Annotated in this window: 17 protein-coding genes and 1 riboswitch; of the genes, 16 read left to right on the top strand and 1 reads right to left on the bottom strand. The window is 44.7% G+C overall.

Annotated elements, in window-relative coordinates; genetic code table 11:
* Positions 1-148: 148 nt before the first annotated feature.
* A complete protein-coding gene (locus ACFO3D_RS05590; RefSeq protein WP_390293665.1) occupies positions 149-5662 on the top strand; it encodes a pullulanase in 5514 nt (1837 codons plus the stop codon).
* 66 nt (positions 5663-5728) lie between these two features.
* Here the strand turns inward: ACFO3D_RS05590 and ACFO3D_RS05585 are convergent, their stop codons facing one another.
* Positions 5729-8002: an ATP-dependent DNA helicase gene (locus tag ACFO3D_RS05585; protein ID WP_390293664.1), complete on the bottom strand. Its 2274-nt coding sequence runs from the start codon at positions 8000-8002 to the stop codon at positions 5729-5731.
* A 280-nt stretch (positions 8003-8282) separates the two neighbouring features.
* Here ACFO3D_RS05585 and ACFO3D_RS05580 point away from each other — a divergent pair, with 280 nt between their 5' ends.
* The 15 genes from ACFO3D_RS05580 to hxlB all read left to right on the top strand — a co-directional run bounded on the left by ACFO3D_RS05580 (position 8283) and on the right by hxlB (position 24086).
* The gene (locus tag ACFO3D_RS05580) at positions 8283-8960 is read left to right on the top strand and encodes a GntR family transcriptional regulator (protein WP_390293663.1); all 678 of its coding nucleotides are present in this window, start codon (positions 8283-8285) and stop codon (positions 8958-8960) included.
* The gene (gene gabT / locus ACFO3D_RS05575; protein WP_390295459.1) at positions 8960-10315 is read left to right on the top strand and encodes a 4-aminobutyrate--2-oxoglutarate transaminase; all 1356 of its coding nucleotides are present in this window, start codon (positions 8960-8962) and stop codon (positions 10313-10315) included. The genes ACFO3D_RS05580 and gabT overlap by 1 nt, the downstream gene beginning before the upstream one ends.
* Before the next feature lie 123 nt (positions 10316-10438).
* Positions 10439-11884 carry an NAD-dependent succinate-semialdehyde dehydrogenase gene (locus ACFO3D_RS05570; RefSeq protein ID WP_390293662.1) on the top strand — a complete coding sequence of 482 codons (1446 nt, stop codon included), beginning with the start codon at positions 10439-10441 and terminating at the stop codon, positions 11882-11884.
* Between the two features lie 12 nt (positions 11885-11896).
* A complete protein-coding gene (locus ACFO3D_RS05565; RefSeq protein WP_390293661.1) occupies positions 11897-12280 on the top strand; it encodes a RidA family protein in 384 nt (127 codons plus the stop codon).
* 200 nt (positions 12281-12480) lie between these two features.
* Positions 12481-13686, top strand: coding sequence for a M20 metallopeptidase family protein (locus ACFO3D_RS05560; RefSeq protein WP_390293660.1), 1206 nt, complete (start codon positions 12481-12483; stop codon positions 13684-13686).
* Between the two features lie 32 nt (positions 13687-13718).
* The gene (locus ACFO3D_RS05555) at positions 13719-14690 is read left to right on the top strand and encodes a pyridoxal-phosphate dependent enzyme (protein ID WP_390293659.1); all 972 of its coding nucleotides are present in this window, start codon (positions 13719-13721) and stop codon (positions 14688-14690) included.
* A gap of 39 nt (positions 14691-14729) precedes the next feature.
* Complete coding sequence (gene dat / locus ACFO3D_RS05550; protein ID WP_390293658.1) at positions 14730-15584, top strand: D-amino-acid transaminase; 855 nt, start codon at positions 14730-14732, stop codon at positions 15582-15584.
* Between the two features lie 17 nt (positions 15585-15601).
* On the top strand, positions 15602-16720 hold the full coding sequence (alr, locus tag ACFO3D_RS05545; protein ID WP_390293657.1) for an alanine racemase: 1119 nt from the start codon (positions 15602-15604) through the stop codon (positions 16718-16720).
* A gap of 25 nt (positions 16721-16745) precedes the next feature.
* Positions 16746-18296, top strand: coding sequence for a Na+/H+ antiporter NhaC family protein (locus tag ACFO3D_RS05540; RefSeq protein ID WP_390293656.1), 1551 nt, complete (start codon positions 16746-16748; stop codon positions 18294-18296).
* A gap of 15 nt (positions 18297-18311) precedes the next feature.
* Positions 18312-19379 carry a tartrate dehydrogenase gene (locus ACFO3D_RS05535; RefSeq protein ID WP_390293655.1) on the top strand — a complete coding sequence of 356 codons (1068 nt, stop codon included), beginning with the start codon at positions 18312-18314 and terminating at the stop codon, positions 19377-19379.
* 140 nt (positions 19380-19519) lie between these two features.
* Positions 19520-20353 carry a YitT family protein gene (locus ACFO3D_RS05530; RefSeq protein ID WP_390293654.1) on the top strand — a complete coding sequence of 278 codons (834 nt, stop codon included), beginning with the start codon at positions 19520-19522 and terminating at the stop codon, positions 20351-20353.
* A gap of 89 nt (positions 20354-20442) precedes the next feature.
* Positions 20443-20488, top strand: a riboswitch (PreQ1 riboswitch).
* Positions 20489-21095: 607 nt separating this feature from the next.
* Positions 21096-21593, top strand: coding sequence for a preQ(1) synthase (gene queF / locus ACFO3D_RS05525; RefSeq protein WP_390293653.1), 498 nt, complete (start codon positions 21096-21098; stop codon positions 21591-21593).
* Positions 21594-21647: 54 nt separating this feature from the next.
* On the top strand, positions 21648-22262 hold the full coding sequence (locus tag ACFO3D_RS05520; protein WP_390293652.1) for a queuosine precursor transporter: 615 nt from the start codon (positions 21648-21650) through the stop codon (positions 22260-22262).
* 209 nt (positions 22263-22471) lie between these two features.
* The gene (locus ACFO3D_RS05515; protein WP_390293651.1) at positions 22472-23476 is read left to right on the top strand and encodes a LacI family DNA-binding transcriptional regulator; all 1005 of its coding nucleotides are present in this window, start codon (positions 22472-22474) and stop codon (positions 23474-23476) included.
* Between the two features lie 52 nt (positions 23477-23528).
* A complete protein-coding gene (gene hxlB, locus ACFO3D_RS05510; protein WP_390293649.1) occupies positions 23529-24086 on the top strand; it encodes a 6-phospho-3-hexuloisomerase in 558 nt (185 codons plus the stop codon).

The raw sequence follows: 24086 nt of genomic DNA, 5'->3' as shown, positions 1-24086 counted from the left end.
GGAAAAATTGTGTTGAAGAAACTGGAATTTCGTGTAGTATAATAGGAAAGCGTTTGCACATATCACTACTAATCTTTAAAACTATTTTTTTATCTTTTTGTGCAAACGGTTTCACAAAATAAACACATTGGAAAGGAGAGGGAAAAACATGGCATTACGCAAGGGGACATCTCTGTTATTAGTTTTCATTTTGATGTTAAGTATTACCCTGCCATTTATTCCTGTTAAGCCAGTGAATGCGGAAGAAACCACTGACAACCGAACTATCCGGCTTACATATGAACGGGATGATGGCAATTATACGGGATGGGATGTTTGGGTATGGAATACGGGGGTCACAGATGGAAGTATTGCATTCACAGAATTTGAGAATGGCCTGGCCACCGCGTATATCGAAGTTTCTCCGACAACCGAGGAGATAGGTTTTATTATTAGGAAAAACAACTGGGAGGACCGGGAGCCTGCCGGACAGAAGATCGACCGATTTATCCAGGTGAATCACCAGGAACCAATTACCAAGGTGCATGTGCGTCAGGGGGAAGTCGACTTCCATACGGTACCTGAAATTCCTGCGCCACAGATTAAAGATGGGGATGCTACCTTTTATTATCGGGACTCCCTTTTGTATCAAAACAATCGGATGGGGACACTCGACAAGGTCGAACTGTCAGTAGCCGGTAACAGCTATGAAATGACATATGACAGTTTAAATGAGCGGTTTGAGTATACGTATCAGAATTTTCCGTATGGAACGTACGAGTATTCGTTTAATGTCACAAAAGATGGAACAACTGAACAGGTAGATGATCCTTACCATTCGCCATCCGTCATTGAAAATCTGAAGGTTGACATAAATGTATCAGGGAACGTGACCCCATCAGCAATAGACTATAACCAGAATGCCGTGCTTTCACTCGATATCGGTAATGCGACCGATGCTGAGATACGTAAAATTTATGCAGATACCTCAGCACTTGGTGGACCTGAACAATTAGAGGTTGACCCGAAGCTGAAAAAGGTTACCCTTTCAGTCAAGCACGATGTACCAGCGGGAATTAAAGAAATTCCGATTACGGTCGTGGATGAATTCGGGACTGAACATAAAGGAACTGCAACCGTTGAAGTGAAAACCCGTCAGGTAGTTGGTGAAGGTGATTTTAACTGGGATGAGGCAGTTATTTATTTTCTGTTGACTGACCGTTTTTTTGACGGGAATTCATCAAATAATGATCCGTACGGGTTAAATTACGATACAAGTCACCGGGGAACTTATCAGGGTGGCGATTTACAAGGAATAACGAAAAAGCTTGATTATCTGGATGAACTGGGTATCAATACCATCTGGATTAGTCCAATTGTTGAAAACATCAAATACGATGTGCGCTATAATGCGTCTGAAGCTAATCCGGAAGAGCCATATTATGGTTACCATGGTTACTGGGGCAGCAACTTTGAAAAACTAAACCCGCATTTTGGCAGTATTGAAGACCTGCACCGATTGATTGATGAAGCAGCTGCCAGAGGCATCAAAATCATGGTCGATGTCGTGCTAAACCATGCCGGATATGGATTGAAGGAAGTTGACGACTTACCTGAGACGGAACAACCGGCCGGATATCCAACTGATGAGGAAAGGGCTTTTTACAGTAATCTTGTTCGTCAGGGAACTGATGTCGGCACTGATGAGGTTACAGGTGAACTGGCAGGCTTGCCGGACTTTATAACGGAAGACCCTGCTGTCCGTCAGCAAATCATTGACTGGCAATCAAGTTGGATTGAAAAGTCACGGACTGATAAAGGAAATGCCATTTCGTATTTCCGAGTGGATACGGTAAAGCATGTGGAAGATACCACATTAAAAGCGTTTAAAAATTCAGTTACAGCCGTGGATCCTGAATTTAAGATGATTGGGGAAGCTTGGGGAGCTACACAACATGAGGGTTATGGGATGCTGGAATCGGGCGAGATGGATTCCCTGCTTGATTTCGAATTTAAACAAATTGCCAGGGATTTTGTGAGTGGTGATCTGGAAAGTGCAAATAGTCGTCTTGAAAACAGAAATGGAAGTTTATCAAACACTGCAACAATGGGCCAATTTTTAAGCAGCCATGATGAGGATGGGTTTCTTTACTCGGCTGGTGGCGATGAAGGGAAGCTAATGGTAGCGGCATCGTTGCAAATGACCGCAAAAGGACAGCCAGTCATCTATTACGGAGAGGAGTTGGGGTTAACCGGGAAAAATAATTATCCGTTTTATGATAACCGTTATGACATGGACTGGAGCCTGACTGAAAACAATCCAGTGCTTGAACATTACCAGAAAACCCTTGATTTCAGAGAACAATTTTCAGAAATCTTGGCTCAGGGGACAAGGAATGAGCTTGCCGGATCAAATGCTGAAGGGTACCTTTTATTTGAACGCTCGCATAATGGTGACTCTGTATATGTCGGTCTCAATGTTTCCAGTGAGAAAAAGGAAGTGACACTTGCCGTAGACTCTACTGAAACCACTGTTGTTGATCATTATAGTGGGAAAACATATTCAGCTGATAATAATCAAACAGTGACTATTACAATACCTGCAATGGGTGAAGGTGGAAGTGTACTGCTTACCACCACAAATGGAACGATTACTGGTGAGGGAGAGGTGTCTGAACAGCCTCCAGCGATTCCTGAGAATACGTTGCGGGTTCATTATGAGCAGTCGGACAATAATTTTTCTGGACTCGGATTATGGGTATGGGGCGATGTCGAAACGCCTTCTGAGCAGACAGGAGGTTGGCCAGACGGAGCTACAGACTTTACCGAAAGCCAGATGACCGATTACGGCGCATATGTAGATATAGAGCTGGCTGACGATGCCGAGACTGTTGGAATGCTCGTAAATAATGCAAACGGAGACAACCTGACATCCGATATTTCGGTTGATATTCTGTCACCAGATATGAATGAAATCTGGTTGACGGAGAATGGTGAAGTTTCCTTGTATGAACCTGCTGGCCTTGGCCCTAATGAAATACGAATTCATTACAAGCGTACAGATAATACCTATGAACCGTGGGGCCTTTGGACGTGGGGCGATGTTGTCGCACCAAGCCAGAACTGGCCATGGGGAGCTCATGCCTTTTCAGATGGGCAGGTCGGAGAATATGGGGCCTATGTTGACATCAATCTAACCGAGAATGCCGAGAAGATTGGGTTTCTGCTGGTGGAACGTAAAAACGGTGGAAGCCAGACAGGGGACATGTCATTTTCGGAGCTTGGTGAGCATAAACAACTATTCCTTCTTGAAGGTGATGAAACAGTCTATACAAACCCTTATTATGTTCACAAGGAGGGGCTCGAATATGGCGAGCTGGTTGCCCTTGACCGAATGGAATTGACTTTTTCATCTACCGCGGACTTTACCGAACAGCAACTTGCTGAAGGAATGGTTATAAAAGACAATAGTGGTAATGCCGTTAAGGCAGAAAACGTTACGAAAGACGGTGATGGAAAAACAGTCATTGTTGAAGGGACTTTTGACATCGAAAAAGCACCATATTTAGTAACATTTATGAATCAGTCTGAGGAAGTTAATAAAAGCTGGAAGCTGACTGACGAATTATACAGCTATGAAGGGGATGACCTAGGTGCTACCCTGAACAAAAATAAATCGGCAACCCTGAAAGTATGGTCGCCAAGTGCAGATCAGGTTTCTGTTGTTCTTTATGATAAAAAAGTCCAGTATGAAGTCGTCTCTGATGACATTACGATGGTAAAAGGTGATCGGGGTGTATGGCAGGTCACACTCGACCAGAAAAATACCGGGATTCCTAATCTGACCGGCTATTACTATCATTACAAAATTGAACGGGATGGAGAGACCGTTCTGGCGCTTGATCCATATGCCAAATCGATGGCGACGTGGAATGTGGAAGATACCGACGACATTCCAGTCGGAAAGGCTGCAATAGTCAATCCCGGAAAAATCGGTCCCACACTTCGGCATGCTGACATTAAGGGCTTTAAAGAGCGGGAGGATGCTATTATCTATGAAGCGCATGTCCGTGATTTTACATCTGATCCAAGCATAGATGACGAGCTGCATTCCGAGTTTGGAACTTTTTCAGCATTCATTGAGAAACTTGATTATCTAGAGGAGCTTGGGGTCACGCACATCCAACTGCTTCCGGTGATGAACTACTTTAATGTAAATGAATCCGACCATGAGCGACTGCTTGACTATTCATCAAGTGACAACAACTACAACTGGGGCTATGATCCGCAAAGTTATTTTTCTTTAACCGGGATGTATTCGGAAAATCCTGATGACGCTGCCCAACGGATTAAAGAGTTCAAGTTTCTGATTAAGGAGATTCATAAACGCGGGATGGGTGTCATTCTTGACGTGGTTTATAACCATACAGCACGAGTGGAAATCTTTGAAAATCTGGAACCGAATTACTATCATTTTATGGACGCGGATCTGACTCCACGTGTCAGCTTTGGCGGTGGTCGTCTAGGCACAACGCACGCCATGACGAAGAAATTGCTTGTAGATTCCATAACCTATTGGGTGGATGAATTCAAGGTGGATGGTTTCCGTTTTGACATGATGGGTGACCATGACGCTGCTAGTATTCAAATGGCGTATGACAAGGCAAAAGAATTGAATCCGAACATCTTGATGATTGGAGAAGGCTGGCGTACGTATGCAGGAGATGAGAATGGTGGCGATGTCATGCCTGCAGACCAGGATTGGATGCAGCATACGAATGGTGTCGCAGTATTCTCGGACGAATTCAGAAATGAACTGAAATCTGGGTTTGGTTCTGAAGGACAGCCGAGGTTTTTAACCGGCGGTGCACGAAATATCCAACAGATCTTCGACAACGTCACCGCGAACCCGCATAATTTTAAAGCGGATGACCCTGGAGACGTTGTGACTTATATCGCAGCACATGATAACCTGACATTGCACGATGTCATCGCCCAGTCGATTAAAAAAGATCCGAAATACCATGAAAAAGAAATTCATAAACGAATTAGGATAGGAAATACGATGGTACTGACTTCACAAGGCACTGCTTTCCTTCACGCCGGGCAGGAATATGGCCGGACCAAGCAGTTCAAACATGAGGATTATAAGGGACCTGTTAATAATCCGCCTGAGAAATCGACATATATGACTACAGCTGATGGAACCCCGTTCGCATACCCTTATTTCACCCATGACTCGTATGATTCATCGGATGCAGTCAATATGATTGAATGGGAAAAAATAACGAATGAAAAGAAGTATCCAATTCAAACACAGACACGTAAATATACACAGGGACTCATTGAACTACGCCGCTCAACCGACGCATTTACGCTCGGCACACGGGGAAAAGTAAATACCTACGTATCAAAGGTTAATGCACCGGAAATCGGCGAGCAGGACCTGATCATTGGTTACCGGGCTGAGGCACCTGAGGAAGAAGAAGCCTACTATGTGTTTATTAATGCTGATGATAACAAGCGGACACTGACACTTGAGGACAATCTAACGCATGGAAAAGTTATTGTGGACAATGATGAAGCAGGGGTTTCTGAAGTTACCGAACCATCTGGCTATACGCTGACCGACAGCGGAATCACCATTGATCCATTAACAGCGGTGATTGTTAAGGTTAAATAATCCGCATAATAAAACTACACACAAAAAGCTGCATTCATTCAATTTGGATGCAGCTTTTTGTGTGTTCTATTTTTCTATCCTGAATTCCTGCCATTCTTCCGGCAGCAATGCCTGATATTTTGGCTGTAGAAAACGGTCATCAATCAGTACGATTGTTCCCTGATCGGTTTCGGAGCGAATAAGCCTTCCGCCAGCTTGGAGAACTTTATTCATTCCAGGATAGACATAGGCATAGTCGAAACCATTCTGGCCTATTCGGGTAAAGTAATCTTTGATAATGTCACGTTCAAAGCCGATTTGCGGCAGACCAACACCGACAATCATCACACCGCGCAGTCGGTCACCTTTCAAATCAACTCCCTCGGAAAAAATTCCGCCGAGAACAGCGAAACCCACAAGTCGCTCCGTGTTGTCAGGCTTAAAAGCGCCAAGAAATTCCTCACGAAGGCCTTCCGTCATTCCAGTATCCTGCACGATCGTTTTAACCTCAGGTGCTTCCTGTTTGAATTTCTCGTAGACGGTATTCATGTAGCTGTACGACGGAAAAAAAATCAGGAAATTACCTTGATTTTTTTCAAGCGTGTTAATCATAAATCGAACCATTGGCTCAAGTGTCTGTTCACGGTCTCGGTATCTGGTCGATAATGGCTGAATCAGTATTTCCGCATTTTCTCTGGCGAACGGGGAAGGGATGTTCAGCACATAATCCTCTTTGGTCCCACCGAGCAGGTTCTTGTAATAATTTGCTGGAGTCAGTGTAGCGGAAAAGAATACCTTCGACCGGAATCCTTTACCTGCCTGCTGCAGGAGGTATGACGGGTCCAAGCAAAACAGTTTGATTCGGACTTCCCGTTCTTCTAATTCCACATAGGAAACAAATCGTTCATCATAAAGGCGGCTTATTTTGGCGTAGGCAGTGGCCGCAAAATAGGCCTCTAACAGCAGTTCATCGGAATCAACGTTTTGGGTGAGCTCGACTTCTGCTTCTTCAGCAAACTTTTCGACCATTACGGCGAGGTCTTCGTCAAGCTCTTGTTCAATCAGGTCTTGTTTCCGTTTTTCCGCAAGACGAACATTGATTTTTTTGGCCGATTCATAAATCGCTCTGTTTTTATCTTTATATTTCTTCTGAACCTCAAGAAAATCTGATTTGTTCAGTGTTGCAGAATACATTTCCCGCGCGCGGTCAACCAGGTTATGTGACTCGTCAATCAGAAGAACCGACTGTTTCTTGTGTTCGTCGAGTAACCGCTTCAGCGAAACCCGGGGGTCAAACACATAATTGTAGTCACAGATTACCGCGTCAGACGCATAGGCAATGTCCAGCGAGAATTCAAACGGACAAACATAATGCTTTAGGGCATATTCCTCGACCACCGGCCGGCTAATCATCGATTCATTCTTATAAATATCCAGAATCGCACCATTAATCCGGTCGTAATATCCCTCTTTAAATGGGCAGTGTTCCTCCGTGCAAAGCTGCTCATCCTTAAAGCAGATTTTATCCTTAGCGGTTAGGGTAACAACTTTCATGTCAAGACCATCGTAAATCAGCTGGCGGAATGCCTCCTCCGCAGCTGTCCGTGTTATCGTTTTGGCAGTTAAGTAAAATATACGTTTCAGGTGACCTTCACCAATCGCCTTAATCGAAGGGAAAATGGTCGACATCGTTTTCCCGATACCAGTTGATGCCTTGGCAAACAGTACTTTTTTATCCAGGATGGTTTTGTACACCGATCCAGCAAGTTTGCGCTGACCGTCCCGGTATGTCTTAAACGGAAATGCAAGCTCTTTACAGCTTTTATCCCGGTTTTCCTGATGATTTATTAATGCCGTCGCATATTCTGCATACTGTTTGGCCACATCGTTAACGAACTTTCCAAGCTCATCGAAACTCATCGTGCGCTGGAACTTTTTCTGTTGTTCGGTTTTAATCTGTACATATGTAAGCTGGACAGTCATTTTATCCAGTTCATGATCTTTCGCATAAATGTATGCATAAAAAATTGCCTGGGCCCAGTGTACCGGGTGGGTGTCCTCCAGAATATCGTTAAGTGAATGGACGGTCGATTTTATTTCATCAATAATCACATTGGAATCGTCAGGAAAAAGAACCCCATCAGCCCGCCCGTCAACCTGAATCGTTATTCCTTCCACCGGGATTTCCGTCTTCACATAGACTTCTTTCTGGTCATCTTCGTTATATGTTTTCTGGATCTTCTGGTGGGCTTTAGTACCATCGGTCATCGATGTTGCCGTCCGGAAACCAGACTCGATACTGCCACTTCGAAAAACGTATTCCACCAGGTTACGCACGGATATTCTTATCAGATTGCTCATTTAATCACCTTTAACTAGTAGGATATCCTACCACACACGGGAAGGGTTAGTTCCTTGTTGGTACAGGACGTGCCGTTCTTAACGCTCATCTTAGCTCTTGTATTTCAGTTTATCAGTTAATTGATTAAAGGGGAATAGGTGTACGGTATTTGAAAGGTCGCTAAATTATTTTAAATTATCTAAAAAGTGGTTGACAATCGTAAAATTATCCCCTATGCTTTAGCTAAGTACTAATTGTCGACAATCGACATTAAACAATAAGTAAGGGAGTGTGGCTGCAATGGAAGAGGATGATACAATCCTGCAGAAACCACTGAGTGAACTGATTGCAGACCAGTTGAAGAAAAGAATTTGGAATGAGGAAATGCAGTTCGGCGAGCGATTACTTGAGACAGAATTGGCGGAGACGTACGATGTCAGCCGCAGTACAATTCGTGAAGCACTGAAAATCCTTGAAATAGAAGAGCTGGTTGTCAGCAAGGCCAGAAAAGGAACATACGTGGCGAATTTTACCGAGCAGGATGTAAATGAAATTATTGAGCTGCGGACACTTATTGAGGCACAGGCATTTACTAAGGCGGTCTCCCGTCTAGAAAAAGAACATATTGAAAAACTCGACTCCATACTTGCTGAAATGAAAAAGCGGGTAGCCGATAAGGATTGGAACGGGTTGTTTGATCTCGATATGAAGTTTCACAGTTATGTTGTTGGCCTATGCGGAAATTCGCGAATTATTAAAATTTATGATTCCCTCCAGGTGCAAATCAGAACTTTTCTGATGCATCTTGATAAATATTATTCAAGCGTTGAGTCGTTCTATCAGGAACACGCGGACCTGCTTGAGGCGCTAAAGTCACGAAATGTTATGCATGTTAACAGGCAGGTGAAAGATCACATCGAATACGTGGAGGAGAAACTTCTGGGTGTTAGTCAGAATACTAAAGTTGAGGAGGCATAATAATGGGAAAAAAATTTGCTCATGTTCAGACCGCGCTGCCTGGACCAAAAGCCAAGGAATTGCTTGAACGCAGGCATAATGTGGTGCCAAATGGTATAGGGTACGGGGCACCGACCTTTGTTGAAAAAGCAAAGGGAGCGCTGTTAACGGATGTTGACGGGAACCAGTTTATTGATTTTGCCGGGGCAATCGGATGTATTAACGTGGGCCATAGTCATGACCAAGTTGTAAGCGCTTTACATGATCAGGTGGACAAATATATTCATACTGGGTTCAACGTGATGATGTATGACCCGTATATTGAACTCGCGGAAAAGATTGCTTCGCTCGCACCAGGTCCATCCAACAAGAAAGTTATGTTCCTGAACAGTGGGGCGGAAGCAGTGGAAAACGCGGTGAAAATCGCCCGTAAATATACGAAGCGCCAGGCGGTTGTCTCATTCTCGGGTGGTTTCCATGGCAGGACATTGATGACCATGTCGCTGACCGGAAAAGTTCGTCCATTCAAATATGAGTATGGACCGTTTGCTCCTGAGGTATATCACGCGCCGTTCCCGTATCATTATCGTAGGCCGGAAAGTATGACCGAAGAGGAATACAGTGACTACCTGCTGAGCCAGGTTGAGAACTTCTTTATCAGCGAAGTGGATCCGAGTCTTGTTTCGGCGTTCATCATGGAACCGGTTCAAGGGGAAAGCGGCTTTATTATACCTGATAAAAAATTCGTCCAGGGAATTCGAGAAATTTGCCATCAGCATGGAATCCTGTTTATTGCGGATGAAATCCAAACCGGATTCGGCCGTACCGGTAAGTATTTCGCGATGGAACACTATGGAGTCGAGCCGGATCTTACGGTTATTTCCAAATCAATGGCCGCTGGAATGCCAATCAGCGGTGTGATCGGCCGGGAGGAAATCATGGATAGCGCTAGCCCCGGGGAGCTTGGCGGAACGTATTGCGGAAGCCCGCTTGGATGCCGAGCAGGAATTGCAGTGCTTGACGTAATGGAAAAAGAAAATCTGAATGCACGCGCGGAAGCCCTTGGCAAACGGGTTATGGAAAAATTTGAAGAACTTTATGACCGTTACGATGTAATTGGTGATTACCGGGGACTTGGCGCGATGTGCGCACTTGAACTTGTAAAAGACCGGGATACAAAAGAGCCTGCCAAAGAACTGACTTCACAGGTATTAAAAGAAGCACATGAACGGGGGCTGATTGTACTAAAAGCTGGTGTTCATGACAATGTGGTCCGTCTCCTGATGCCGCTGGTGATCACGGATGAACAGTTGGATGAAGGCCTCGAAATACTAGAGGAGGCAATCGAATCAGTGCTTGTAGGTGCAAAGGGGTAGAAGGGATTTTTCATTGGCAGGTAGGAAAGATTAAAATTCTCCTACCTGCATATGGCCAGCTATGGCATTTGTAACCAAGGGTTGGCAAATGGCAATTTTTCTAAAGGGAGGAGAAGCACAGTTATGAGTGAAGTAAAAACACAACAATATTTAATGAGTATAAACGGTGAGTGGGTTGGCGATGAACTGGATTCACTTAATGTAGTTAATCCGGCAAATGGAGAAACGGTTGGAACGGTACCTAACGGAGGCGAAGAAGAGGCCAACCGCGCGATCGATGCGGCCCATGAAGCGTTTGGTCCGTGGTCCAGGTTGACTGCGTATGAGCGTGCAGGTTATCTGAAAAAGCTCCATCAGCTAATGCTTGATCACGAAGAAGAACTCGCGCAGATTATGACTCTGGAGATGGGGAAGCCAATAAAAGAATCACGTGGTGAGGTGAAATATGCGGCATCCTTTATCGAGTGGTTCGCGGAAGAGGGCAAGCGTATTTATGGGGAGACCATCCCAACGCACGTGTCGGGTAAACGGCTTCAGGTCTGGAAAAAACCAGTCGGTGTTGTGGCGGCAATCACTCCGTGGAACTTCCCTGCAGCGATGTTGACCCGTAAAATAGGACCGGCGCTTGCAGCAGGATGCTCCGTGTTGATGAAGCCATCAGGTGAGAGTCCGCTGACAGCAGTTAAGTTAATGGAATTGTGTGAGGAAGCAGGATTTCCAAAGGGTGTTGTTAACCTGGTAACCGGATCCTCTTCCAAAATTGCTAAAGCCATCATGGTGGATGATCGGGTACGCAAAATCACCTTTACTGGTTCTACGGAAGTTGGGAAAATCCTAATCCGCCAAAGCGCTGACCAAGTAAAACGGTTATCCCTCGAGCTTGGCGGCCATGCACCATTGATTGTACTGGATGACGCAAATGTCGATCTTGCGGTGAAAGGTGTTATGGCATCGAAATTCCGAAATTCTGGTCAAACGTGCATCTGTGCGAACCGGATTTATGTGCAGGCTGGCGTGTATGATGAATTCGTTGAAAAATTTGCGGAGGCAGCAGAGCAGTTGAAGGTTGGAAATGGCACTGATGAGTCATGTGATATTGGACCGCTCATCAATCAGGCAGGCCTTGATAAAGTGAACCGCCATGTCGAGGATGCGGTTAATAAAGGTGCATCTGTAGTGACCGGTGGTAAGGAGCTAACGGATAGTGGAGGGGTCTTTTTCCAGCCTACTGTCATCAAAGATGTTGATCGGTCAATGGTTATTATGCAGGAGGAAACGTTCGGTCCGGTGGCACCCGTACAAAAAATCGCATCTGATGAAGAAGCTGTTAAGCTGGCCAACGATACCACTTACGGCTTGGCCGCATACGTATTCACTGAGAATGTGGCGCGCGGTACCAAGCTGATTGAACAACTTAACTTTGGGATTGTCGGCTGGAATGATGGTGCACCATCCGCGGCACAAGTACCATTCGGTGGTATGAAGGAGAGCGGAGTTGGCCGGGAAGGCGGTCATGAAGGTATCGATGCGTTCGTTGAATCCCAATATGTTGCCATTGGAATGGATTAGGAGGGATCAGGTATGAAGCAGTTGATTGAGACGCTTAATGCTCCGAAGCCAACCGGACCTTATTCACAGGGGGTAAAAGCAGGTGGGTTTATTTTCGTATCCGGGCAGGATGGTGTTCATCCCGATGGCAGTACAGCGGGTGAATCGATTGGTGCGCAGGCGGCAGCAAGTCTTGATAACATAAAAAACATCCTTGCCGAAAAAGGAGCAGGATTATCAGATCTCGTCTATGTAACGTGTCATTTGAATGATTTAACCGAAGCGAATGTGAAAGCGTTCAATGAGGTTTATGCCGGCTATTTTGCCGATGTGGAAGTAAAGCCCGCGCGGATTACAGTGGGCAGTCAGCTGATGGAGACCGATGTGGAGATTACAGCAATTGCGTGTGTGGACTAACGGGGGAGTGAATTTGAGAACTCCCTCTTTTCTTTGGCAAGTAAGAAAGTATAAATACTTTCTTACTGCATAAGTGCAACTAAGGCTTTCGCCATTAAAGCTTGGCGATAAGCCAAGTTTTCTAATTGCATAAGGGCAACCAAGGCTATTGCTCTGCCAAGTCTTCTAACTATTTCCCATAGAGGGTGAGGTGTTGCCGAGTGGATGTTGGGGAGAAAATTAAAAAGAAATCAATGAAATTGCATGAACGGCTAATACGATGGCGCCGACACCTTCACATGAATCCGGAACTTAGTTTTCAAGAGGTCAAGACTGCCCGTTTTGTTGCTGGGGTACTCCGTGAAATCCCAGGTATGAAGGTGGAAGAGGGGGCTGGCTACCCAACTGCGGTGGTTGGCACACTTTCCGCTGGGGAAGGACCTGTAGTCGCGGTCCGGGCTGACATGGATGCATTACCGATCCGAGAGGAAAATAATGTGGAATACCGTTCTCGTCACGAAGGGATCATGCACGCATGTGGTCATGATGCCCATACAGCAATTGGCCTTGGCGTGGCGATCCTGCTTGGAGAATTTTTTTCGCTTGGTGAAGTGTCAGGTACCGTTAAGTTTCTATTCCAGCCAGCGGAAGAACGAGCGGATGAGCATGGGTCGACAGGTGCTCCGTATATGGTGAAGGGCGGTGTGCTTGATGACGTGGACTGTATAATAGCGCTTCATATGAGCCCGGAAAATACGCTTGGTGAAGTTCAGGTCCATGACGGTTACAGTATGGCTAACGTTGATGTGTTCGAGGCGAAAATTTTAGGGACCGGCGGGCATGGCGCATACCCGCATTTGGGTACTGATCCAGTCTGGATGCTCGGACCAGTACTCCAGGCATTGCACGGGATCGTTGCCCGGCGTGTTTCACCGCTGGATGCAGCAGTTGTGAGTGTCGGAAGTATTGTGAGCGGGTCGGCCGGCAATGTTATCCCATCCGAGGCAGTCGTCAAGGGAACTATCCGCAGTTATACACCGGATGTCCGCAAACTTGTGCATAGAGAGCTTGACCGGGCTTTCTCACTTGTAGAAGTTTTTGATGGGAAGTATGGCCTTGAGATAAAGACGGAGGACCCTGCTTTGTACAATGACCCGGGAGTGAACCAGGTAATCAGGACGGTCATCAATAATCTCTATCCCGAATATGAATTACTTGATACCCCTTTTGGCCTTGGTGGGGAAGACTTCGCTCATATGACGAGTGCTGTACCGGGTGCTATGTTCTTTTTGGGATGTGCGGTCGGGGATGGTGTGAGCAGGGATCTCCACACACCGAATTTTGATATTGATGAGCGGATCCTGCCAGTTGGTGTAAGTATTATTGCCGAGACAGTCCGGCGCTTTTTGGGTTCGGAAGTTAAGTAGTTTGGGTGATTTGACCGGGAGGAGGGATGTGATTGGAACCGAAACCTATTACTCTTCGGGATATTTGGATGGCACGGAAGCGAATTTCACCGATTGTTGAGAAGACCCCGTTGATATACTCTCCAAAATTATCGGAGTTCGCTGAGACGTCTGTCCACCTTAAACTTGAAAATCTGAATGTGAGCGGTTCTTTTAAAATAAGAGGGGCTGCGAATAAAATACTGAGTCTGACGCCAGAGGAACAAAAAATTGGGGTTACGACCTTTTCGACCGGTAACTTTGGGATGGCGGTAGCGCATATTGCAAAAACGCTCGGAATCAGGGCAGTCATATGTATTTCTAACCGGGTACCCGAAGTGAAAGTGAATGCGCTGAAAGAGTCCGGCGCTGAGATTGATATTTACGGGGGATCACAGGATGATGCGGAACGGAGAAGTTACCAGCTTCAACAGGAACATGGATTAACGGTGGTACACCCTTTTGATGATCAGCATATCATAGCCGGCCAAGGCACGATTGGTCTTGAGCTGCTGGAAGACATTCCTGAAATAGATACCGTAATTGGAGGGCTTTCCGGGGGCGGGTTACATTCCGGAATCGGGTCCGCATTAAAGTTAACCGATCCTTCTATCAAAGTACTTGGCGTATCAACAGCACAGGGGCCGACTATGTATGAAAGCATCCGGGCAGGGAAACCGGTCATCGTTCAAGAGCAGGATACACTCGCAGACAGCCTGCTAGGCGGGATTGGTCTGGACAACCGCTATACATTTAATATGGTCCAGCAATTTGTTGATGAAATTATTTTGCTGAATGAGGATGAATTCGCCAAGGGGATGGCGTTCATGCTAGAAAACCACCGTATGGTCATCGAAGGGGCTGCAGCGTCGGGTATTGGCGCTATTTTAAATAGAAAAGCAGACTTAGGCGAGCACGTTGCAGTCGTAGTCAGCGGATGCAGCGTTGATTTAGCCACTATTCTTGAAATAGCTGGTAACTATTAATCTGTAACGCTCAAGTGAATAGATAGGGAGGTTTTTTGAATGAATAAAATGTTATACAATGACCAGATTGTCGAGCGGGAAAATCTGATTAACATCGAGGACCGGGGCTACCAGTTCGGTGATGGAATCTATGAGGTTATCGGGGTGTATGACGGGAAACCGCTAATGCTTGATGAGCATTTGGTGCGGCTTGAGCGAAGTGCGCGGGAGGTACAGCTAAACTTACCAAGCCCGGCCAATGAGCTAAAAACCAAGCTGGAAGAACTGGTTGCTGAGAATGGGTTGAATGAAGGAATTATATATATGCAGATATCCAGGGGAGCGGCACCAAGATGGCATGAATATCCGGCAAAAGACGTTCTGCCGGTCACGATTGCCTATACACGGGCTGAGGAGCGGGAAACTGCTGTCGAGGATGAAGGTGCTACGGCTGTTCTTGCTGAGGATATCCGCTGGCTGCGCTGTGATATTAAAACACTGAACCTGTTGCCGAATGTTATGGCCAAGCAGAAAGCAGTCGAAAATAATGCGATTGAAGCTATTCTTCATCGTGGTGAAACAGTTACTGAAGCAAGTGCTTCTAATGTCTTCATTGTAAAAGATGGTGAGCTATACACCCATCCTGCCGACAATTTTATTTTAAACGGAATCACTCGCAGGAAGGTTCTCCAGTTATGTGACTCATTAAATCTTAAAGTTAATGAAGAAACGTATACGGTGGATGATTTGCTAAAGGCAGATGAAGTTTTTATTACAGCGACCAAACTGGATATTGTACCGATCCTTGAAGTTGATGGTAAAAAAATTGGAACAGGTAAGCCTGGTCCGGTAGTTAAGCAGCTTATCCGGGAATTCCGCGCCCTCTACATGGATGAAACAGTTAAAAAATCTTAAATGGGAGGTGCGGTGTAATGACTTCTTCATTCAGCCCGACGGTTGCGGAGATTGATTTGGAAGCCTTCAGATATAATGTAGAGAATTTCAGCCAGCTTGCTTCAAACTCACTCCTGATGGCGGTGATTAAGACGGATGCTTATGGACACGGCGCCGTTCCAATCGGCAAGGAAGCGATTAAGGCTGGTGCAGACCGCCTCGGTGTTACCTCGGTCGAAGAGGGCATCAGTCTGCGTGAAAACGGGGTTGAGGTCCCGATTCATCTTCTCAGTGCCGTATTTTCGGAGCAGGCGGCAGACGTGGTGAAACATGACTTAACAGCCTCTGTCTCCACTAGCAAGCTTGCTGAATCGCTTAGCAAAGAAGCTTTAACACTTGGTAAAAAAATACCGGTACACCTGAAAATTGATACGGGACTTCACCGTTTTGGAATCACGCCGGCAGAATCCATTTCATTCTGCCGGGACACATATGGGTTGTCTGGGCTGGAATGGGAAGGTATCTATACGCATTTTTCAAGTGCTGATGAAGGGAACTGGGAAACCACGGAAAGGCAATTCGATCTATTTTTAAAAACCGTCATGGACCTGAAGCGTGATGGATTCGAATTTCCAATCAGACATGCCGGGGCATCGACAATCGCTATCGAACGGAACGATATGCATCTTGATATGATTCGTCCCGGTGCGGCATTGTTTGGCTATCAGCCAGAAGCCCGGCAAAAAGAATTAGTCACCCTGAAACCAGTCCTTCGCCTGAAATCCAGACTGCTGAGTGTCCGGGAATTTCCGCCAAACACACCGGTTGGTTACGGAGGTAATTATGTCACCGACCGTAATCAGAGATTAGCTGTTGTACCAATCGGGCATGGGGACGGTTACCAGCGTTCTTTATCAAATAAAGGAGAAATGCTCGTCAACGGGAAGCGAGCCAAGATAGCTGGAACCATTTCCCTTGATCAGACGATTATAGATGTAACAGATATTCCGGATGTCAGAGAAGGAGACGAGGTAGTAATAATCGGCAGGCAGGGTGATGATGCAATTACCGCCCGTGAAGTAGCCGGATGGATGGACAGCATTGTTGATGAAGTCCTTGCCAGCCTGATGGGTAGGGTACGAAGGATATACCATTAAAAAGAACAAATGGGGAGGAACCTAGATGGATTTCTTATCAATCATTCCACCAATTGTAGCTGTAGTGCTGGCAATCATAACAAAACGTGTTTTATTGTCTCTGTTTATTAGTGTCTGGGTAGGTGGGTTAATTGCTATTGGAGGTAACCCGTTTGCAGCCGTAGGGACTACCTTCACATGGGTTAAAGATGTAATGATAGATCCCTGGAATGCCCGATTTCTCGTTATGACAGCTTTGTTAGGGGTAGGCGCCGCCTTTATGTTTAAAACAGGGGGTTCTGCCGGTCTTATCAGAGCCCTGGAGAAAAAGCTTACCTCTAAAAAAAGAGTTCAGTTCTTATCCTACTTCTTAGGACTTATCATCTTCTTCAATGACTATGTGAACTCTGTAATAGTAGGTAACGCAACAAAGGATATTACTGCTAAACATAAAGTTTCGAGAGAAAAGCTATCCTATATCCTTGATTCAACCGCGGCTCCAATAGCAACTATTGGACCTGTCTCTGATTGGATAGGATTTCAGGTGTCATTAGTAGCAGCAGCATTTGCTAGTGTTGGCATTATTGGAATAGAACCTTATTTTGCATTCTTGCAGTCTATTCCTTGGAATTTTTATGCTATTCTTTGTTTGTTTGCTGTTCCAATGATAATTGCAGGAAAAGACTTCGGTCCCATGGCGAAAGCGGAAAAACGAGCGCATGAAACGGGAAAATTAATTCCTGATGGATCAACTCCCTTATCCTCGGTTGATCAGGATTTAGGCGAACCACATAAGCGTGAAGGGAGTATTTGGAGTTTTATTCTCCCGCTTGCTGCCCTGATTTCTGTTAGCATTTGGGGGCTATGGTATTCGGGTGGCGGTGCAACCGGGAAACCTATTATGGATGCACTGGCTGATACGGATGTGTCGGTAGCCCTTACTTGGGGAGCTTTTGCCATGACTTTAATTGGTTTAATAATAGCTCTTACACTAGGGATGGGATTTAAACAATGCGAGGAAACAATACTGGGTGGGATTCGGACAATGCTTCCTGCTTTAGTTATCATAATCCTGGCCTGGTCCATCGGTACAGTCACATCGGAGTTGGGAACTGCAGAATTTGTAGTTAGTATGACTGAAGGGTGGATGACCGCAGCCCTATTGCCATTCCTTATATTCGCAATTGGAATGTTTATTTCTTTTGCAACCGGAACCTCGTGGGGCACTATGTCAATTTTGACTCCGATTGCCATTCCGATGGCTTATTCATTCGGAGGGGAAGAGCTGATTCCAATTATCATTGGAGCTATCTTTGCCGGCGCAATTTTTGGCGATCATGTTTCGCCTATTTCTGATACAACTGTAATGGCATCCATATTCGCTGAATCTGATCATATAGCCCATGTTAATACTCAAATTCCCTATGCGCTTGTCCCTGCTGGAATTGCAGGTGTTCTTTACTTAACATATTCACTGATTGGTAGCAGCATTGTACTTTTGATCATAGGGATTATCACTCAATTCATCCTGATACGATATTTAGGGAACAGGGAAGCCGCCAAGGAAACGGTTGAAGAGAGTAAACTGAGAGCATAAACAAAGGAGGAAACCATGAAAACTATTAATATAGCACTCATCCCAGGCGATGGAATCGGATCGGAAGTTGTCGCCGAGGGAGTAAAGGTTTTACAAGCAATCGAAGCAATGGATGACTCACTTTCCTTTTCTTTCACTGAGTTCCCGTGGGGATGTGAGTATTATCTCGAGCACGGAAAAATGATGGCCGATGACGGAATTGAAAAGTTGAAATCCTTTGATGCGATTTATCTTGGGGCGGTCGGCTATCCTGGGGTTCCGGATCACATTTCACTATGGGATTTATTGCTTCGGATACGAAAAGAGTTTGATCAGTACGTCAATCTTCGACCTGTAAAGCTGCTTAATCAATCATTGACACCGCTGAAGTCAAAGACGGAGGAAGATATTGATTTTCTTGTTATCCGTGAGAACAGTGAGGGCGAATATGCAGGTGCCGGTGACTGGCTGTTCAAAGGAAAGCCTGAGGAAGTGGTCCTTCAGACAGGCGTTTTTTCCCGGAAAGGAACGGAGCGCATCATCCGCTATGCATATGAGGAAGCACGCCGGTCAAAACGAACACTGACAAGTATAAGCAAAGGCAATGCGTTGAATTACTCGATGGTTTTCTGGGATGAAGTATTTGAGGAAGTCGGAAAAGAATATCCTGATGTCGAGACGTATTCCTATTTGGTTGATGCGGCGAGCCTATATATGGTGAGCGACCCGGGGAGGTTTGAAGTCGTGGTAACATCGAATCTTTTCGGTGATATCATAACGGACCTGGGTGCGGGAATTACCGGTGGTCTTGGCCTTGCCACAGGTGCTAACGTTAATCCGGAAAAAGAATTCCCATCCATGTTTGAGCCAGTTCACGGTTCAGCTCCTGATATTGCTGGAAAAGGCGTAGCGAATCCACTGGCCGCTATCTGGTCGGTCAGCCAGCTGCTTGACTTTTTTGGTGAAGAAAAATGGGGTGCAGTCGTACTGGAAACGATAAAATCGATTATTGGTGACACAGAAAGGCTGACACCGGACTTGAAAGGCAAAGCATCAACCGCTGAAGTCGGTGATTGGTTTGTAGAACTGTTGAAGAAAAAGTAATAAGTGAATATAGTAGGAAGCCTGCAGATTATAAAAACTGCAGGATTTTTCTTTTTTTAGATGGAATTTTGGTGTTCATCTCCAGTATAATCAGCTATCATTAAAGAAATAAGTGATATGGCAGTGAAAGGGGTGCCCGGATGAACAAGACGGTAAAAGATATGCTTATGATTATTATTGGTTCATTTATTTTCGCGATCGGGGTTAATTACTTTGCTATTCCAAACCGTCTGTCTGAGGGCGGGGTTATCGGGATAACCATTGTTACCTATTATTTGTTCGACTGGTCGCCTGGAATCGTAAACTTCATACTCAATACGTCCCTGGTCGCAGCTGGGTACAAGTTCTTTGATAAAAGGGTTACCATCTATACAGTGATTGCCATAATCTTCACATCCATTTTCCTGCATGTGACAGTTGGCTGGGGAGATGAAATTAACGGGGACACATTGCTGGCAGCTCTGTTTGCCGGACTGGCGGTTGGGCTAGGGCTAGGACTTATTTTTCGCTCTGGTGGAACGTCCGGCGGATCGGCAATTCTAGCACGTCTTGGAAATCAATATCTCGGCTGGACTATTGGAAAAGGAATGCTCGTCATCGACATTGCCGTTATCGTTGTATCGTCATTTATCATCGGGCAGGAAAAAGCGATGTATACACTGATTTCGGTTTATGTGGGCGCCAAAGTTATCGATGTGGTTGTGGAAGGGGCGAATGAACGGACAGCGGTAATGATTATCTCCAAATACCCGAAAGAAGTACTTGATGCGGTTACCAGCAAGATGGAACGTGGCATTACGGTACTTGAAGGACGCGGCGGTTATTCAAATTCACAGCAGGAAGTACTCTACCTTGTTATAAACAAATATGAGATTGTCCCGTTTCGAAAAATTATTACGGATATCGATCCCGATGCTTATGTGACGGTCCACGGAGTCCAGGAAATTTTCAAAAAAGGATACAAAGGAAGGTAGTCTAACAAGGTTGATGAAACCATTGACATTGTACGGTCACCTCTATATAATTAACCGGGTAAAATGGATAAAAACATATCCGTAAATTAACGGAAGAGGTTCTTAGCTTCACCCTCTATAAAAAACTAAGGACAGATGATGCGATTATAGACCATGTGCCTTAGGGCCGTGGTCTTTTTTTATGAAAGGCTGTTTTCTAAAAGATTGTTGTTATTGCCACAAAAGCAGTAAATTGTGACGTAAATAAAAATTGAGATGTGGAAGAAAGCGCTCCGGCAATACACTTCGCTTTCCGTGGACTCACCACGAGCCTCCTCGTTCACCAAAACCGCTCACTGTGGGGTCTCTTAGGCTCGTTGTTCCACAGGAGTCTTCGTGTATTGCCTACGCTTGATAACGTTATTAACACGAATTTAGGTGTATGCCCTTAATTTTGAAAACTATTCTAAGCTGCGGAAAAATACGACTCTCCTGGGGGAAGAGCAACTTCCGAAGACCCCGCAACGAGGGAACGAGTGAGGAGGCTGAGGTGCTGCCCCCGGCTAAGAAGACACTAGGAAAGCGCTAGCTTGAGTAGATGTCGCCTTGGTACCCGGAGTGGTGAAAGGGAGTATTTTTCCGCAGCGTCGATTAGAGCACATTTTAAATTATCATTACGTTGCAGTTTATTATCAACTTCGAAGGTTAAAGAGCGACAATTCTTAAGAAAAGAGTCTAATGAAAAAAGAGAGGAGGATGCTGTATGGCTGGGAGACGGGATGAAGAACTTACTGATGTGACCCTTCTAGGAAGCCAGGGGACAACATATAGTTTCGATTACACACCAGAGATTCTTGAGACGTTTGATAATAAACACGTCAACAGAGATTATTTTGTGAAATTCAATTGCCCAGAGTTTACTACTCTATGTCCAAAGACCGGACAGCCAGATTTTGGAACAGTTTATATCAGCTATATTCCTGATGAGAAGATGGTGGAGAGTAAGTCTCTTAAACTCTATTTGTTCAGTTTCAGGAATCATGGCGATTTCCATGAGGACAGTATGAACATCATCATGAATGATCTGATTGAATTAATGGACCCGCGCTATATCGAAGTATGGGGGAAATTCACTCCAAGAGGCGGCATATCAATCGATCCGTACTGTAATTATGGGAAGCCTGGGACTAAATATGAACAGATGGCCGATCATCGCATGATGAACCACGATATGTATCCGGAAAAAATAGATAATCGCTAGAGTTTGTATCGAGGGTTAGCTTTGCCCCTTTTCCAGGTAAAGGAAGAGGATAAAATGTTTGTTTATTTAAATGCTCTGTTTGTGGGGCTCTTGCTTATCGCCAATATATTGGGTGTTAAGCTGTTCAGTATCGGAGAGTTTGTTTTACCAGCGGCTGTTGTGGTGTATGTCGTCACATACTTGATCACTGATGTGATTGGAGAAATTTACGGGAAAGAAGCAGCCAGAAAAACGGTCCAGGCAGGATTCGTTACCCAAATTATTGCCTTGATATTTATCTTTATTGCAATCCAGTTGCCTGCTGCACCGGTCTTCGGCGCCCAAGAGGAATTTGAACAGATTCTTGGGGGAAGTTTCCGGGTAATTCTTGCCAGTCTAATCTCTTATATTGCCAGCCAGAATCTAGATGTGTCGATATTCCATCGTTTAAAAGCAAAACATGGAGACAAAAAACTCTGGCTTCGGAATAATGTATCTACGATGACAAGCCAACTGGTTGATACCACGCTATTTATCACGATTGCTTTCTGGGGAATTGTTCCAACGAATGTATTGCTCGGTATGATTCTGACTCAGTACGTATTTAAATTGTGTGTCGCATTAATTGATACACCGGTTGCTTATTTGCTGGTAAAAACAGCGAAAAAGCCCGAAAAAAATGCAGCATAGAAAGTAACGCCATTCCTGTTTGGGGATGGCGTTTTTGCGTATTATCTCTAGGATTTAAAGTTATTCAAATCTTCTCTATGAAAAAAAATTCTAAAAAAATATTAATCTACCTCTTGTAAACCGCTTTCATTTATTATACACTCTTACTAAATCGGTTTAGTAAATCGGTTTAGTAACTTCAAGTTATTTTTTATTTAGGAGAAAAGGAAATGAAAACTGTTACTATTTCAGATGTCGCACGGCATGCACAGACCTCCAAAAGTACTGTATCTCAGTTTCTGAATAAGCGATACGATTACATGAGGGATGACACAAAGAAACGAATTGAAGCGGCAATTGAGGAATTGGGTTATAGCCCCAACATAGTTGCTAGAAGTTTAAAACAAAAATCCACCAAGACAATTGGGGTAATCGTTGCAAATATTTTACACGTCTTTTCTACACAAGTGATCCGTGCTATCGAAGATTTTTGCAATGACTCAAATTATCATGTAATTGTTTGTAATGCAGACGACGATCCTGCCAAAGAAAAGCGGTACATAGAGATGCTTCGTGCTAAGCAGGTGGATGGGATTATTGCTTTTCCAACTGGAGGTAATGTCGATCTTTATAAAAAACTGATAAGTGAGAGCTATCCTCTTGTCTTTCTCGATAGAAAAGTACAGGAAATATCAGTTAACACTGTTTTACTGGACAACGAAAAGGCTGCAAAAATAGCTGTCGATGAGTTTGTGAAGACGGGATATGACAAGATTGGTATTATTACCCCCTCATTAGAGAAAGGTATCACGCCAAGGGTTGAAAGGGTCAGCGGTTTTAAAAAAGCCCTCGAAGAACATGGTTTGCCAGTAAAACCTGAATATATTGTAAGCGCTAAAATTGCGGATATTCAGCGGGAACTCGAGAAAATGCTTAATTTACCAGAGCCCCCAAAGGCAATTCTGGCACTGAATGACCGGGTTTTATTTGAAATTCTCAAATATGCAAAAGAGCATAGTTTAAAAATACCCGAGGACATAGCAGTAATAGGAATTGATGATGTTTCATTTGCCGGATTTTACAGCCCGGAGCTTACGACGATAGCTCAGCCTGCTTTCGATATGGGAAAGAAAGCTGCAGAGTTGCTGCTTAATAGAATAGCAAGCAAAGGTTCTGAGGTTGAGGTTAATACTTTCCGGTTTGACCCTCAATTAAAAAAACGTTCCTCATGCTAAAGGCAGTTATTTTACAAAATAAGCATTAATTAGACGAGAGGTGTACAGTTTAATGAAAAAAATCACACACACTATTGCAAACGAAGTATCGGGCGTACTGGAGCGGGTCGACCCGGAAGAATCTACAAATCTAGCGGACGAGCTCCAGAGTGCCAATCGAATTTTTGTAGCAGGTACCGGACGTTCCGGGTTAATTGGTAGAGTTTTTGCAATGCGACTAATGCATAGTGGCTATCACATTTATGTGGTTGGTGAAACGATTACACCCAGCATAAAAGAAGATGATCTCTTACTAGTGATTTCAGGTTCTGGGACTACTGATTCTTTAAAACACTATGCCGCAAAATCCAAAAAAGTTGGTTTTAAAGTAGCATTGGTGACTACCAATAGAAATTCTCCGATAGGCGAGCTAAGCGAATGTATAGTAGAAATTCCGGCAGCGACGAAAAAGAGACTATCAAGCGAACCTGACACGATTCAACCATTAGGAAGCCAATTTGACCAATCCGCGCATCTGCTGTTAGATGCTGTAGCAGTTTATCTGCTGCAAAAGCATACTAATGAAGAAAGCGCTTCAAAATTAAATGAAGTACATGCCAACTTAGAATAG

This window comes from Virgibacillus kekensis (assembly GCF_042654125.1).
Classification (GTDB): Bacteria; Bacillota; Bacilli; order Bacillales; family Amphibacillaceae; genus Lentibacillus; species Lentibacillus kekensis.
The sequence above is the reverse complement of the archived record's forward strand: the minus strand, read 5'-3'. Positions and strand labels throughout refer to the sequence as shown.